The following is a 14,160-nucleotide window of genomic DNA, read 5'->3' as shown; positions in this document are numbered from 1 at the left end:
CGGCGGGGACCCCGTTGTTGTGCATGTGCCACATGCAGGCGCATACTTAAGCGGCCTCTTACAAGTCCCCCGCCCCCAAATGACGTTGCCCCCTGCCACGGTGCCGCCGATCAGCTGGCTGATCGCTCTCACGGTGTGCAACCACGTCGCCTTCAACGCGAGCCGCGTTGTCGTGTCCCTCTTCGCCATCTCCCTCAAGGCCTCGACGATCACGCTCGGCGTGCTGATGGCGCTCTATGCGCTGCTGCCGATGTTCCTCGCCATTCCCGCCGGGCGCCGCATCGATGCGATCGGGCCGCGCCTGCCAATGACGGCGGGATCGGTAATGGTCGTCGCCGGCACGCTGATGCCCGCCGTCTGGCACGACATCGCATCGCTGTACGGCGCCTGCGCGCTGATCGGCGTCGGCTTCATGCTGGTGCAGGTGGCCATGCAGCTGCTGATCGGACAGGTGTCGACGAACGAGACACGGCTGCGCAATTATTCGCTGCACGCGCTCGGCCTGTCGGTGTCCGGCACGCTTGGCCCCGTCACGATGGGCTACGTGATCGAGCACGCGGGCTTTCGCTGGGCGTTCATCGTGCTGGTCGGCGTGGCCATCGCCGGGCAGATCGGTCTCCAATACGTGCGCGGCCGGCTGCCGGCCGCGGGCGGCAACGCCGGCCGCATCGCCATCGAGGATGGATCGCGGCAATCGGCGCTGAGCCTGCTGCAGTATCCCGAACTGCGCGCGGTGTTCGTCGCGAGCGCGGTGCTCTCCGCCGCATGGGACCTCCACGCCTTCCTGATCCCGATCCGCGGCTCGAACATCGGCCTCACGCCATCGTCGATCGGATGGGTGCTCGGCGCGTTCTCGATCGCCACGCTGGCGATCCGTATCGCGATGCCGCTCATCACGCGCCGGTTCTCGGAATGGAAGATCATCCGCATCGCGCTGATGGTCGGCGCCTGCGCGTATCTCATCTATCCGTTCGTGTCGCAGTTCTGGCTGATGTGCATGCTCGCGTTCCTGCTTGGCCTCGCGCTCGGCAGCGCGCAGCCTAACGTCATGAACATTCTCCACGTCGCATCGCCGTCCGGCCGCGCTGGCGAGGCGCTCGGCCTGCGCTCGGCCGTGCTCAACACGAGCCAGGTCGTCTGGCCCCTCACGTTCGGCGTGGTCGGCACCGCGCTGGGGATGCTGCCGATCTTCCTGTCGATGGCCGGCGCCATGGGCATGGCCGGCTACTACTCGCGCAGGCAGACGCGAGGCAAGGCACTGCCGCCGGCTTGATGCAGCGCAGGGCGCGCCGTGCGGCGCATTCGCTATACTCGAAACATCCTTTGCGAAGTTTCCGTGTAGAAGCGACATGACTGAACTTGCCGACCTGCGCCGCCAATTCGTGCTCGGCGCACTCTCCGAAACCGACGTGGCCAGCGACCCCATCGTGCAGTTCCAACGGTGGTTCGACGAAGCCCTCGTCGCCAAGATGCCCGACCCCAATGCGATGACCCTCGCGACCGTCGGCCCGGACGGCCAGCCCTCGGCGCGCATCGTGCTGCTCAAGGGCGTCGATGCGGCGGGCTTCACGTTCTTCACGAACTACGAAAGCCGCAAGGGCAACGATCTCCTCAACAATCCGCGCGCGGCGCTGCTCTTCCATTGGGTACAGCTCGAGCGCCAGGTGCGCATCGAAGGCGAGGTGCGCAAGGTGGACGAGGCCGAAAGCGATGCGTATTTCGTGTCGCGCCCGCTCGGCTCGCGCCTCGGTGCATGGGCGTCCGAACAAAGCCGCGAAGTCGCGGGCCGCGAGGTGATCGAGACCCGGGAGGCGGAATTCCGCGCGCGCTTCGGCGACGATCCGCCGCGCCCGCCGCACTGGGGCGGCTACCGACTGACGCCGACCTGGATCGAGTTCTGGCAGGGCCGCGCCTCCCGCCTGCACGACCGCATCGGCTTCCGCCGGCAGGACGATGGCGGCTGGCGCATTGTGCGATTGTCGCCCTGATTTTTGTTCCGGCCCTTGGACGATGTGTCGGCGAGCCTGAACAGTCCCCATCCGCGATGTGCCGCGTGATGAACGATCACGTGAAAGCCGCACCAGTGCTGGATCGTGGCCCTCTCCCATGCTGATGTTTGCTTGACTAGACAGGTAGGGCCGCGGTCACACGCAGACTACCGTTCGGCAGTAGAGTCGATGGATCGCTGCCATCACGGGAGAGCACGGCATGTTGTTCAAACAAGCTTTGGATACGCAACTCGAACGCTGGATCGCCGACGTGCGCGAGCACGCCAATCTTCCGGTGCGATTGCGATTGTGGAATGGCAGCGAGTTCGCGCTCGGCCGGTTCGACACACCGGATGTCACGCTGACGGTGCGCGAAGCCGCGGCGCTGCCGCTGCTGCTCGTACCGAGCCTCGACAACCTCGGTGAAGCCTACGTCCAGCAGAAGATCGACCTCGACGGCAAGCTGGCCGACATCATCAACGTGGGCTACGGATTCTCGAATGCCGCGAAGTCGCTCGCGGGCGGCATGCTGGCCAAGGTCGCGCAACACTTCACGCATTCGAAGCAGGAAGACAAGGCCGCGATCCAGTACCACTACGACGTCTCCAACGACTTCTATCAGCGCTGGCTCGATCCGCGCATGGTGTATTCCTGCGCGTACTTCGAAAACGGCGACGAGGACCTTGCCACCGCGCAGCTGAAGAAGATCGACCACATCCTCACCAAGATCCGGCTGCAACGGGGTCAGACGCTGCTCGATATCGGCTGCGGCTGGGGTGCGCTCGTCATCCGCGCCGCGCAGAAATTCGGGGCCCGCTGCGTGGGCGTCACGCTGTCCCAGAACCAGTTCGACCTGGCTACCGCGCGCGTGAAGGAAGCCGGACTCGAAGACCATATCGAGATCCGGCTGCAGGATTACCGCGACGTGCCGGGGCAGTTCGACCGCATCACCAGCGTCGGCATGTTCGAGCACGTGGGCAAGGACAACCTGCCGGGCTATTTCGGCCGCATCCGCGAACTGCTGACCGACGACGGCGTGGCCATGAACCATGGCATCACCGCGACCGATCCGGACAGCGGCAAGGTGCCGATGGACGGCGCGGGCTTCATGGACCGCTACGTGTTTCCGCAGGGCGAGTTGCCGCATATCGGGTTGGTGCTCCACACGATGCAGCAGGGCGGGCTCGAGGCGTTTGACGTGGAACTGCTGCGGCGGCACTATGCGCAGACGCTGCGCCACTGGGCCGAGAATTTCGAAGCCCATGGCGATGCCATCCGTGAGATGGTAGGCGAAACGAAGTTCCGCATCTGGCGGGTGTATCTGGCCGGATGCGCGCATGCGTTCACGACGGACCAGATGTCGATCTACCAGGTGGTCTGCCACAAGGCGGGACGGCAGGCGGAGACATTGCCAACGTCGCGAAGGTACATCTACCCCAACAATCAAGACCGCGCGTAAGCCCGCACATGCACCGCGGACCCGCGCATTGCCCAGTTGACGACGAATCTCGACCTGTTTGGCATGCCGGCCGACGCGCCGGCGCAAGATGACCCGGCCGGGGCGGCCAGGCCTCCGCGCGGCAAGCCGATCCAGCCCGCGGCGATGTCGTCGGAACTCAAGGCGGAACTCTCGGCGCTGGCCGTGCGTCTGCCGCGCCAGCTGTACCTCGGCACCTCGTCGTGGTCCTATCCCGGCTGGCATGGCCTCGTCTACGATGGCCAGTACACCGAGAGCCTGCTCTCCCGAAAGGGGCTCACCGCCTACGGCCAGCATCCGCTGCTGCGCGCGGCCGGCATCGACCGCGGCTTCTACGGCCCGATCCCGCTCGCGGACTACCTCAGCTACGCGTCGCAGGTCCCCGAGGATTTCCGCTTCCTGATCAAGGCCCCGGCCAGCGTCTGCGATGGCTGGGTACGCGGGGCCGATGGCGCGGGACGCGTGCCGAATTCCGCCTTCCTCGACCCCGACATCGCGGTGCGCGACTTCATCGTGCCCGCGACCGGCGGACTCGGCCGCCGCTGCGGGCCGCTGCTGTTCCAGCTGTCGCCGCTCGGCAGCATGGCCAACGACGCCGAGGCGTTCCACGCGCGGCTTGCGGCTTTCCTGGAGGCCCTGCCACCGCTCGATCCAACGCTGACGCCGTCCGCCTGCTATGCGGTAGAGATGCGTGACCCCGCGCTGCTGACGCCGCGCTACATCAAGCTGCTGCGCGCGCATGGCGTGCGGTTCTGCCTCTCGGCGCGCGACAGGCTGCCGCCGGTCAGGCGTCAGGCCGGCGCGCAGGCATTAATGGATGCCGAGGGACCGGGTCCGCTCGTGGTGCGATGGATGTTGTATCAGGGCCGCTCGTACGAGATCGCCGAGGCCGCGTATGCGCCGTTCGACAAGCTCGTCGATGAGGACGTGCCCACGCGCGAGGCCATTGCCGACCTCGTCGTACGCACGCTTGCCGCGGATCAGCCCGCGTATGTGATCGTCAGCAACAAGGCCGAAGGCTCGGCCCCGCTGACATGCCTCAAGCTCGCGCAGGCGATCGCCGACCGCCTTCGCGTCTGAGGCCGATGCTCACTGACGCAGTCGGTGCGCGAACTGCTTGCGGAATTTCGCGACCTTGGGCGTGATCACGAACGCGCAGTAACCCTGGCCGGGATGATCCACGTAGTAGTTCTGGTGGCTTTCCTCGGCGCGCCAGTACGGCTGCTCCGGCTCGATCTGCGTGACGATGGGGTCGTCGTAGATCTTGTTCGCGGCGACTTCGCGCATCACGTACTCGGCCGTCGCCCGCTGCGCCTCCGAATGCGTGAAGATCGCCGAGCGGTATTGCGTGCCGACGTCGTTGCCCTGCCGGTTCAGCGTGGTGGGATCGTGAATGGCGAAGAAGATCTCGACGATCTCGCGATACGTGATGACCGACGGGTCGAACGTCACCCGCACGACCTCGGCATGCCCCGTATCGCCCTCGCAGACCTGACGGTACGTGGGATGACTGATATGGCCGCCGGTGTAACCGGACTCCACGGCCCGTACGCCTTCCACTTGCTGGTACACCGCTTCCAGACACCAGAAGCATCCGCCACCGAGGGTGGCGATCTCCAACTGTTGCTGATCCATGTCTTTGGCTCCCTTTGCCGATTCCGCGGTAGGTGCATCCGATACTGCCCGCCCTGTCATGTCATCCGCCCCCATCACTAGCATATTCAAGCAAGTGGGGACGCGCTGGCAAAAATGAAGGCGCCGGCAGGCGCACCCGGTCCGTTACAATCGGGGCTACGCTACGCGACCCGCTTCCCGGTTTGTGCGCAGACCGACGGAAACGCCGTCGCGGGGCGATTAGGTTGTGGTTGCGCACGCGCATCCGCGAGCGCGATTACACTGTGGAACCGTCATGGAATTGTGTGGAGCCCAAGACATGGGCATGCCTGAAACCGGAAGCCGTCTGGAAGGACCCAAGCCAGGCCCCGATGTGCGCGGCGCGGCCGCCCCCGACTTCGACAGCGAGCACTTCCGCCGTGCCCTTTCGCAGTTCGCCACAGGCGTGACCGTCATGACGACGCGTTCGGCCAGCAAAAACCACAATGGCGGTGCGCCCTTTGTCGGCATCACCGCCAGTTCGTTCAACTCCGTCTCGCTCGATCCGCCGCTCGTGCTCTGGAGCCTGGCCATGCGCGCCAGCAGCCTGCCGATGTTCCGCGCCGGGTCGCACTACATCATCAACGTCCTCGCCGCGTCGCAGCTCGATCTCTGCCAGCGCTTCGCCACGCTCAAGGGCGACCGCTTCGCGGGCGTGGACTATCGGCTCTCCGAAAACGGCCTGCCGATCCTGGCGAATGCCCTCGCGTGGTTCGAATGCCATAACCGCAGCCGCTACGACGAAGGCGACCACGTGATCTTCGTCGGTGAAGTCGAACGCTGCGGCATTCTGGACGAAGGCGGCCAGCCGCTGGTATTCCATCGCGGCGGCTTTTCCACGCTTACCCCGCTGGAGCCTTGAGAATCGCCAGCGGCGATCCCTCGGTCTTGATCCGCTGAAGCACGATGTTCGAGCGGATATCCATCACGCCGCGCGTGCGATAGAGCCGGTTCACGATGAAATCCGAGTAGTGCTTCAGGTTGCGCGCCTGCACCCGCAGGATGTAGCTGCTGTCGCCCGTGATCACATAGGCCGACAGCACCTCGGGCCACGCCTGCACGGCCTCGTTGAACGTCTCGTGCCAGCCCTCCACATCGTGCCGCATCGAGACCTGCACGATCGCTTCGATCTCCAGCCCCAGTTGCTCCGCATCGAACCACGCGCGATAGCCGCCGATCACCCCGCTCTCTTCCAGTAATCGCACACGGCGCAGGCACGCCGACGGCGACAGCGCAACGCGGTCGGCGAGGTCCTGGTTGCTGATGCGGCCGTTCTCCTGCAGGCAGGTCAGGATCCGGAGATCGATGGGGTCGAGGGTCATGTGGCGCGCTTTGATATACGCTGACGATTCATATACGCTGAAGATTCCACCGGAATCCATCTTTTCGACGCAAGATTCTGCGAAATCACCGCGATTATAGCGTTGAAATGGCAAGCCTCTTTCGCCGGGTTTTGACTACCATGCGGGCATGCACCGAGCGGTGCCATAGAAAAGGTTCGCCATGACAAACGCGCCCCGCCCCCTGAGGGACCGCACCCTTTGGGACATCACGCCCCCGGTGTCCCCCGCCACGCCGGTCTGGCCCGGCGACACCCCGTTCCAGCACGCCCCTTCCTGGCAGATGGACGCGCACTGCCCCGTCAACGTGGGCCGCATCACGATGTCGCCCCACACGGGCGCCCATACCGACGCCCCGCTCCACTACGCCGCGGACGGCGCGGCGATCGGCGACGTTCCGCTCGATGCGTACCTCGGCCCGTGCCGCGTGATCCATTGCATCGGCGCCGCTCCCGTCGTCGCCCCGCACCATGTTGCCGGCGCGCTCGATGGGACGCCCCCGCGCGTACTGCTGCGCACCTATGCGCGCGCGCCGCGCGAGACGTGGGACAGCCAGTTCTGCGCCGTAGCGGCGGAGACCGTCGCGCTGCTCGCCACGCATGGCGTGCGACTGATCGGCATCGACACCCCGTCGCTCGATCCGCAGGAATCCAAGACCATGGACGCCCATCGCGCCGTGCATGCGCATGGCCTCGCAATCCTGGAGGGCATCGTGCTCGACGACGTGCCCGCGGGCGACTACGAACTGATCGCGCTGCCGCTGCGGCTTGCTGGCCTCGATGCCAGCCCCGTGCGCGCAGTGCTGCGCAGCCTTTCCTGACATCGAACGCCATTCATCCATGACCGCTTTCACCCGTGAACACTGCCTCGCTCTCGACCGCGAGGACCCGCTCGCCCCGCTGCGCGACCAGTTCGCCCTGCCGCCGGGCGTGATCTACCTCGACGGTAACTCCCTCGGCGCGCAGCCCCGTGCCGCCGCCGCGCGCGCGGCCGAAGTCGTTGCCGCCGAATGGGGCGAGGGCCTCATCCGCAGCTGGAACGACGCGGGCTGGTTCGACCTCCCGCGCCGGCTCGGCAACAAGCTCGCTCCGCTGATCGGCGCGAAGGAGGACGAGGTGGTGGTGACCGACACGACGTCGATCAACCTGTTCAAGGTACTGGCCGCCGCATTGCGCGTGCAGGAACAACGCGACCCCGCGCGCCGCGTGATCGTGTCCGAGGCCAGCAACTTCCCGACCGACCTCTATATCGCGCAGGGCCTCGCCGACCTGCTCCAGCGCGGCTACTCGCTGCGCCTCGTCGACGATCCCTCGCAGCTCGATGCCGCGATCGGCGCCGACTGTGCAGTGGTCATGCTCACGCACGTCAACTACAAGTCGGGCGAGATGCTCGACATGGCGGGCCTGACCGAACTCGCGCACGCGCGCGGCGCGCTCACGGTATGGGACCTCGCGCATTCGGCCGGCGCCGTGCCCGTCGATCTGCATGGCGCGCGCGCCGACTACGCCATCGGCTGCACGTACAAGTACCTGAACGGCGGCCCCGGCTCGCCTGCCTTCGTATGGGTCGCGCCCGCGCTGCGCGATGCGTTCTGGCAGCCGCTGTCGGGCTGGTGGGGCCATGCCGCCCCGTTCGCGATGTCGCCGCAGTATCGGCCGACCGAGGGCATCGGCCGCTTCCTGTGTGGCACGCAGCCGATGACGTCGCTGGCGCTGGTCGAATGCGGGCTCGATGTCTTCGCGCGGACGACGATGGCCGCGCTGCGCGAGAAATCGCTGCGGCTGACCGATCTGTTCATCCGCCTCGTCGAGCATCGCTGCGGCGATCACCCGCTACGGCTTGTCACGCCGCGCGATCACGCCCGGCGCGGCAGCCACGTCAGCTTCGCGCATCCCGATGGTTACGCGGTGGTGGCGGCGCTGATCGAGCGCGGCGTCATCGGCGACTACCGTGAGCCGTCAATTGCGCGCTTCGGCTTCACGCCGTTGTACACGAGCTTTGCCGAGGTCTGGGATGCGGTAGAGGTCCTGCGCGACGTGCTCGACAGCGGCGTCTATCGCGAGGCCCGCTTCGCGGTGCGTGGACAGGTAACCTGAGCGGGAGCACAACATGACGACCACCACTACCGCCGGCGGCTGCCCGTTCTCGGCACCGAAAGACGACGCCGAGGGCAACTGGCACGGCGCGCAGATGGACTTCGCGCGGGACATGAGCTACGGCGACTACCTCGGCCTCGACCAGATCCTCAACGCGCAGCATCCGCGTTCGCCCGATCACAACGAGATGCTGTTCATCGTCCAGCACCAGACCACCGAACTGTGGATGAAGCTGATGCTGCACGAGCTGCGGGCGGCGCGCGACAGCGTGCGCGAAGACCGCCTGCCTCCCGCCTTCAAGATGCTGACGCGCGTGTCGCGCATCATGGATCAGCTCGTGCAGGCGTGGAACGTGCTGGCCACGATGACGCCGCCCGAGTATTCGGCGATGCGCCCCTACCTCGGGGCGTCGTCGGGATTCCAGTCGTACCAGTACCGCGAGATCGAATTCATCCTCGGCAACAAGAACGCGGCGATGCTGCGGCCGCATGCGCACCGGGCCGAGCACCTCGCGCTGGTCGAGACGGCATTGCGCACGCCGTCGCTGTACGACGAAGCCATCCGGCTGATGGCGCGGCGCGGCTTCGCGATCGACGCGGCGTGTCTCGAGCGCGACTGGGCGCAGCCCGCGGGCTACAACGCGTCGGTGGAAGCCGCGTGGCTGCAAATCTATCGCGATCCTTCCGCGCACTGGGAGCTGTACGAGCTTGGCGAAAAGTTCGTCGATCTCGAAGATGCGTTCCGCCAATGGCGCTTCCGCCATGTGACCACGGTCGAGCGCGTGATCGGGTTCAAGCGCGGCACGGGCGGTACCGAAGGCGTCGGCTACCTGCGCAAGATGCTTGATGTGGTGCTGTTTCCCGAACTTTGGAAGCTGCGAACGGATCTCTGACGCCGTGCTGAAGCGGGCTGCAGCGCCGAGCCTCAGCCGGTAGTGTCCGACAATCTTTCCGCCAGCGCGCGCAGCGCCGGGGCGAGCCTGTCGTGGAAGTCCTGCTCGGACACCGCGCCATACGACGCGCTACAGCTCAGCATATGGATGTCGCGTTCGCCGATCGGGCGGAAGGCCACCGCACAGGCATGGATGGCCGGATGCCAGTCGCGGAACGACGGCGAGTAGCCTAGGCGCTCGGCTGCCTCGAGCGCCGCGCGCATCGGCGCTTCCTGCTGCCGCCATTGCTCGGGATAGGCCTGTGCGAACTCGGCCAGCACGCGCTCCCGCCGCGCCGAGGGCAGCGCGGCCAGATAGGCGCGGCCCATCGAGCTCGAGACCAGCGACAGCCGCGACCCCACGCCAAGGCCGAGCATCGCGCCGGCATCGTTACGAATCGACTCGAGGTAGATGACCTCGAGCCGCTCTCGCTTGCCCAGCGACACCGACACGCCGTGCGTTTGCGCGAACGCGAGCATATGCGGCCGTGCCAGCGCCACGACGTTCGACGCCGACAGATACGAGAAGCCAAGCGCCAGCACGCCCGCGTCCAGCGCGTACTTGCCGAGCGATGCGTCATACCGCAGGTATCCCAGTTGCACGAGCGTGCCCGCGAGCCGGCTCACGGTCGCCTTCGGAAATCCCGTGCGGCGGACGAAGTCCTGGTTGCCGAGCATGGCCTCGCCGGTCCGGAAGCAGCGCAGCAGCTCGAGGCCGCGCGCAAGGGCGGTAACGAAGTTGGGATCGCTCTCGCGCTCGCCCGCCGGTTTTCCGCTGGCGGCTTCGCGCGCCGGCTGGCGTGAAGAATCAAGGGCCGGATCAAGGGCTGCGTCAATCGCCGCGGTGGTCGGAACGTTGGGCAAGGTGGTCTCCGGGGTAGCACGACGGTATTGCACCGCCATGAGGTTCAGCTATACTACCGCATCGGAACATGGTTCCGCAATGCGGAACTTTAAATCTTCAGGAGACCTCGATGGCCGCGAACGCCGAATTCCATTGGACCGATCCTCTGCTGGTGGACCAGCAGCTCACCGACGACGAGCGCATGGTGCGTGATGCCGCCGCGTCCTACTGCCAGGACAAGCTGATGCCGCGCGTGCTGCAGTCCTTCCGCAACGAGAAGACCGACATCGAGATCTTCCGCGAGATGGGCGAACTCGGCCTGCTCGGCCCGACCATCCCCGAGCAGTACGGCGGCCCCGGCCTCAACTACGTCAGCTACGGCCTGATCGCGCGCGAAGTCGAGCGCGTGGACTCCGGTTACCGTTCGATGATGAGCGTGCAGTCGTCGCTCGTGATGGTGCCCATCTACGAATTCGGCAGCGATGCCCAGAAGGAGAAGTACCTGCCAAAGCTCGCCACCGGCGAATGGATCGGCTGCTTCGGCCTGACGGAACCGAACCACGGTTCGGATCCGGGCTCGATGGTCACCCGCGCGAAGAAGGTCGATGGCGGCTACGAACTCAGCGGCGCGAAGATGTGGATCACCAACTCGCCGATCGCCGACGTGTTCGTGGTGTGGGCCAAGCTGCAGGGGGAGGACGGCAAGGATGCCATCCGCGGCTTCATCCTCGAGAAGGGCTGGAAGGGCCTGTCCGCACCGGCGATCCACGGCAAGGTGGGCCTGCGCACCTCGATCACGGGCGAGATCGTGATGGATCAGGTGTTCGTGCCCGAAGAGAACATCATGCCGGGCGTCAGCGGCCTCAAGGGCCCCTTCACGTGCCTCAACTCGGCACGCTACGGCATCGCCTGGGGCGCGATCGGCGCCGCCGAATTCTGCTGGCACACCGCGCGGCAGTACACGCTGGACCGCAAGCAATTCGGCCGTCCGCTGGCCGCCACGCAGCTGGTGCAGAAGAAGCTGGCCGACATGCAGACCGAGATCACGCTCGCGCTGCAGGGCTGCCTGCGTCTGGGCCGCATGAAGGACGAGGGCACGGCCGCGGTGGAGATCACCTCGATCATGAAGCGCAACTCGTGCGGCAAGTCGCTCGACATCGCGCGCGTGGCGCGCGACATGCTCGGCGGCAACGGCATCTCCGACGAGTTCGGCGTTATCCGGCACGTGGTCAACCTCGAGGTGGTCAACACCTACGAAGGCACGCACGACATCCACGCACTGATCCTGGGCCGCGCTCAGACCGGCCTGCAAGCGTTCTTCTAAAGACAAAACGCCCGGCGGGACCTGCGTCGCGCCGGGCGAAATCACACTACCAAGGAGACGACGGGTCGCCCCGTCGTTGAAACACCTTCGTCGTACCGCTTACTTGTTCGGCTGCGGCGTCAGGCGCAGATACGGACGCACCGCCTTGTAGCCCTTCGGGAATTTCTGGCGGATCACCTCTTCGTCCTTCAGCGACGGCACGATCACCACATCATCCCCATCCTGCCAGTTGCCCGGCGTAGCGACGCTATGGTTGTCGGTCAATTGCAAAGAATCGATGACGCGTAGGATTTCGTTGAAATTTCTACCCGTGCTCGCCGGATACGTGATGATCAGGCGGACCTTCTTTTTCGGATCGATGACGAACAGCGAACGCACCGTCAGGGTCTCGTTCGCGTTCGGATGGATCATGTCGTACAGCTCGGATACCTTGCGATCGCTGTCGGCGAGAATCGGGAAGTTGACCGACGTTGCCTGCGTTTCGTTGATATCGTTGATCCAGCCCTTGTGCGATTCGACGTTATCCACAGACAGCGCGATCGCCTTGACGCCCCGCTTCGCGAATTCGTCCTTGAGCTTCGCGGTCAGACCGAGCTCCGTCGTGCACACCGGCGTGTAGTCCGCGGGGTGCGAGAACAGAACCCCCCAGCCATCTCCGAGCCATTCGTGAAAACGGATGCGGCCCTCGCTCGAATCTTGCTCGAAGTCAGGGGCGATATCGCCGAGACGCAGTGCCATGCCTTATCTCCTGTTGATCTGGGGGATAGAAACGAATTGAACCAGCTTAGTGAGATTGCGATCCAACTCAAACGAATATAAAGTCACTATAAAATCACTCGAAGTCATAAGACCCGTGATTGGCTTCCAGCGGACGGACTATAGCCGACCCGCCCCGCTGCCGATATCGATATGCCATCGGTTTCGGATCGAACGCCCGAAAGCGAGCGTCAAGACTTGAAACGATGGCTCGCCGCCACATATCCTTGTTTCATGTCCCGTGTGGAGACACGAAACGCCACAAGTGGGAGCGAGCAAGGCAAAATGTCATCAACACAACCAACCGCCCGCAAACAGGAGAAACTGATGAGCGATGTCAAGACCGTTCTGTCCGACGCCGAAGAACTGCTTAAGCAAGCGGCCTCGACTACCGGCGAGAAAGCTGCCGAACTGCGCGAGCGTGGCATGGGCCTGCTGAAGCAAGCGAAGGAGAAGGCCCAGGATCTGCAGGACGCCGTAGTCACGAAGAGCAAGGCCGCCGCACGCGCGACCGACGATTACGTGCATGACCACCCGTGGCGCGCCGTGGGCGTGGCGGCCGGCGTGGGTCTGCTGATCGGCCTGCTGCTCAACCGCAAGTAATTCCGGAATCCGGATCGGACGGTGCGAGCGTGCCGTCCGACCCGTCAGTCTGCTAGCGTAGTACCTCACCCGGCCGGGGCGACCCGTGCCGGGTAGTCGCCGGGGGCCACCTGCTCGGGTCTCCAATGCCCAGGGCCTTCCCGCCGAAGCGGAAGGCCCCAACCCCGCCGGCCGCGTCGCGAGTCTTTCCGCGTCACGCCTCGCACATTCGCAAGACCGCCGCATGAGCGAACCCTCTTCCCCGAAGTTCCTGGATGCCCTTCGCAACCTGGCAGGATCGATCGTATCGATGCTGCAGACGCGACTGGAACTCGCGAGCGTGGAACTGGCCGAGGAGCGCGCCCGACTGATGAAGGTGGCGCTGCTTGCCTGTTTCGCGCTAGCGTTCTTCAGCATGGCGCTGATGACGTTCACGCTGCTGATCGTCATCCTGTTCTGGGAAACCTATCGATGGCAGGCGATCCTGGCCATCGTGCTCTTCTATATCGTTGCGGCCGGGTTATGCCTGCTCGTCGCGCGCAACAAGCTGCGCCATGCGCCGCCGCTGTTCGAAGCCACGCTCGCTGAGCTCGACAAGGACCGGGAGATGCTGCGCCGATGAAACACGACAACGACCCCTCCAACGACGAACAAACGGGCCGCGATCATCCGCGCCCCGCGCGGTTCTCGCATGAAGTCCGGCTGCCTCTCGCTGTGCGCAAGGAACTGCTGCTCACGCGCGCCGCGCTGGAACGCTACGACGCCATGCAGGCGTTGCAGCAGGTGCGTGGCGGCGCGCGCCGCATGACGAACCTCAGTGCCTGGCTGCCGAAGATGGCGGGGATGACCCGCCCTGGCGGCTGGCTCAAGCTGTTCGGCATCACGCGGGACTATCCGATGGTGAGCACCGCCATCACGCTCGCGCTGCCGCTGCTGCGCAAGACCTCTATCGGGCGCGTGGTGTGGAAGGTATCGAAGCTCGGCGCGATGGCTGGCGCCGGTTACTTTGCGTACCGCTCGTGGCAGGCTGCCAAACAGCCCGTGCGCAAACCCGGCGACACCGGGTTCCGGGATCCGCTCGTGTATTCGCCGCCCGCGCCAATCACGCCCGTCGCGACGACGGACGCCACGTCGCCGATCGTACCGCCGCCGGTCTGACCTGAGCGCTGA

The 14,160-nt window shown here is 65.5% G+C and carries 16 protein-coding genes; 12 read left to right on the top strand and 4 right to left on the bottom strand.

Annotation, left to right across the window (positions count from 1 at the left end; translation table 11 throughout):
• Positions 1–79: 79 nt before the first annotated feature.
• The 4 genes from KHP16_RS03110 to KHP16_RS03095 all read left to right on the top strand — a co-directional run bounded on the left by KHP16_RS03110 (position 80) and on the right by KHP16_RS03095 (position 4,545).
• On the top strand, positions 80–1,273 hold the full coding sequence (locus KHP16_RS03110; RefSeq protein ID WP_109581840.1) for an MFS transporter: 1,194 nt from the start codon (positions 80–82) through the stop codon (positions 1,271–1,273).
• Positions 1,274–1,349: 76 nt separating this feature from the next.
• A complete protein-coding gene (gene pdxH, locus KHP16_RS03105; RefSeq protein WP_109581841.1) occupies positions 1,350–1,988 on the top strand; it encodes a pyridoxamine 5'-phosphate oxidase in 639 nt (212 codons plus the stop codon).
• Between the two features lie 220 nt (positions 1,989–2,208).
• Positions 2,209–3,447 carry an SAM-dependent methyltransferase gene (locus KHP16_RS03100; protein ID WP_211959561.1) on the top strand — a complete coding sequence of 413 codons (1,239 nt, stop codon included), beginning with the start codon at positions 2,209–2,211 and terminating at the stop codon, positions 3,445–3,447.
• Positions 3,448–3,510: 63 nt separating this feature from the next.
• Positions 3,511–4,545: a DUF72 domain-containing protein gene (locus KHP16_RS03095; RefSeq protein ID WP_211959969.1), complete on the top strand. Its 1,035-nt coding sequence runs from the start codon at positions 3,511–3,513 to the stop codon at positions 4,543–4,545.
• Positions 4,546–4,554: 9 nt separating this feature from the next.
• Here the strand turns inward: KHP16_RS03095 and msrA are convergent, their stop codons facing one another.
• The gene (msrA, locus tag KHP16_RS03090) at positions 4,555–5,100 is read right to left on the bottom strand and encodes a peptide-methionine (S)-S-oxide reductase MsrA (RefSeq protein WP_211959560.1); all 546 of its coding nucleotides are present in this window, start codon (positions 5,098–5,100) and stop codon (positions 4,555–4,557) included.
• A gap of 298 nt (positions 5,101–5,398) precedes the next feature.
• Between msrA and KHP16_RS03085 the strand changes: the two genes are divergently transcribed.
• Positions 5,399–5,980: a flavin reductase family protein gene (locus tag KHP16_RS03085; protein ID WP_211959559.1), complete on the top strand. Its 582-nt coding sequence runs from the start codon at positions 5,399–5,401 to the stop codon at positions 5,978–5,980.
• Here the strand turns inward: KHP16_RS03085 and KHP16_RS03080 are convergent.
• On the bottom strand, positions 5,961–6,440 hold the full coding sequence (locus KHP16_RS03080; RefSeq protein WP_109581845.1) for an Lrp/AsnC family transcriptional regulator: 480 nt from the start codon (positions 6,438–6,440) through the stop codon (positions 5,961–5,963). The two genes, KHP16_RS03085 and KHP16_RS03080, sit on opposite strands and share 20 nt — an antisense overlap.
• A gap of 181 nt (positions 6,441–6,621) precedes the next feature.
• Between KHP16_RS03080 and kynB the strand changes: the two genes are divergently transcribed.
• Genes kynB through kynA form a run of 3 tightly spaced genes read left to right on the top strand, consistent with a single transcriptional unit; the run spans position 6,622 to position 9,446 of the window.
• Positions 6,622–7,278 (top strand): arylformamidase, encoded by a 657-nt coding sequence (gene kynB / locus KHP16_RS03075; RefSeq protein ID WP_109581846.1) that lies wholly within the window; start codon positions 6,622–6,624, stop codon positions 7,276–7,278.
• A 19-nt stretch (positions 7,279–7,297) separates the two neighbouring features.
• Positions 7,298–8,554, top strand: a complete 1,257-nt coding sequence (gene kynU / locus KHP16_RS03070) for a kynureninase (RefSeq protein ID WP_211959558.1) — start codon at positions 7,298–7,300, stop codon at positions 8,552–8,554.
• A 13-nt stretch (positions 8,555–8,567) separates the two neighbouring features.
• Complete coding sequence (gene kynA / locus KHP16_RS03065; RefSeq protein ID WP_121491866.1) at positions 8,568–9,446, top strand: tryptophan 2,3-dioxygenase; 879 nt, start codon at positions 8,568–8,570, stop codon at positions 9,444–9,446.
• Between the two features lie 32 nt (positions 9,447–9,478).
• On the opposite strand, the gene KHP16_RS03060 is transcribed toward kynA, so the two are convergent.
• Positions 9,479–10,348 (bottom strand): IclR family transcriptional regulator, encoded by an 870-nt coding sequence (locus KHP16_RS03060; RefSeq protein ID WP_244214664.1) that lies wholly within the window; start codon positions 10,346–10,348, stop codon positions 9,479–9,481.
• A 110-nt stretch (positions 10,349–10,458) separates the two neighbouring features.
• Between KHP16_RS03060 and KHP16_RS03055 the strand changes: the two genes are divergently transcribed.
• Entirely contained in the window at positions 10,459–11,652 is a 1,194-nt protein-coding gene (locus tag KHP16_RS03055; protein WP_211959557.1) for an acyl-CoA dehydrogenase, read from the top strand.
• A gap of 99 nt (positions 11,653–11,751) precedes the next feature.
• Here KHP16_RS03055 and KHP16_RS03050 read toward each other — a convergent pair whose 3' ends face one another.
• A complete protein-coding gene (locus KHP16_RS03050; protein WP_109581851.1) occupies positions 11,752–12,390 on the bottom strand; it encodes a peroxiredoxin in 639 nt (212 codons plus the stop codon).
• 303 nt (positions 12,391–12,693) lie between these two features.
• On the opposite strand from KHP16_RS03050, the gene KHP16_RS03045 reads away from it, so the two are divergent.
• From KHP16_RS03045 to KHP16_RS03035, 3 genes are all read left to right on the top strand, one after another.
• Positions 12,694–13,011, top strand: coding sequence for an ElaB/YgaM/YqjD family protein (locus KHP16_RS03045; RefSeq protein ID WP_309136551.1), 318 nt, complete (start codon positions 12,694–12,696; stop codon positions 13,009–13,011).
• Positions 13,012–13,234: 223 nt separating this feature from the next.
• On the top strand, positions 13,235–13,612 hold the full coding sequence (locus KHP16_RS03040; protein ID WP_109581852.1) for a phage holin family protein: 378 nt from the start codon (positions 13,235–13,237) through the stop codon (positions 13,610–13,612).
• Complete coding sequence (locus KHP16_RS03035) at positions 13,609–14,148, top strand: DUF3318 domain-containing protein (protein ID WP_115953663.1); 540 nt, start codon at positions 13,609–13,611, stop codon at positions 14,146–14,148. The genes KHP16_RS03040 and KHP16_RS03035 overlap by 4 nt, the downstream gene beginning before the upstream one ends.
• The last annotated feature ends 12 nt before the right edge of the window (positions 14,149–14,160 follow it).

This window comes from Cupriavidus plantarum, assembly GCF_905397285.1.
Lineage (GTDB): Bacteria > Pseudomonadota > Gammaproteobacteria > Burkholderiales > Burkholderiaceae > Cupriavidus > Cupriavidus plantarum.
The sequence above is the reverse complement of the archived record's forward strand: the minus strand, read 5'-3'. Positions and strand labels throughout refer to the sequence as shown.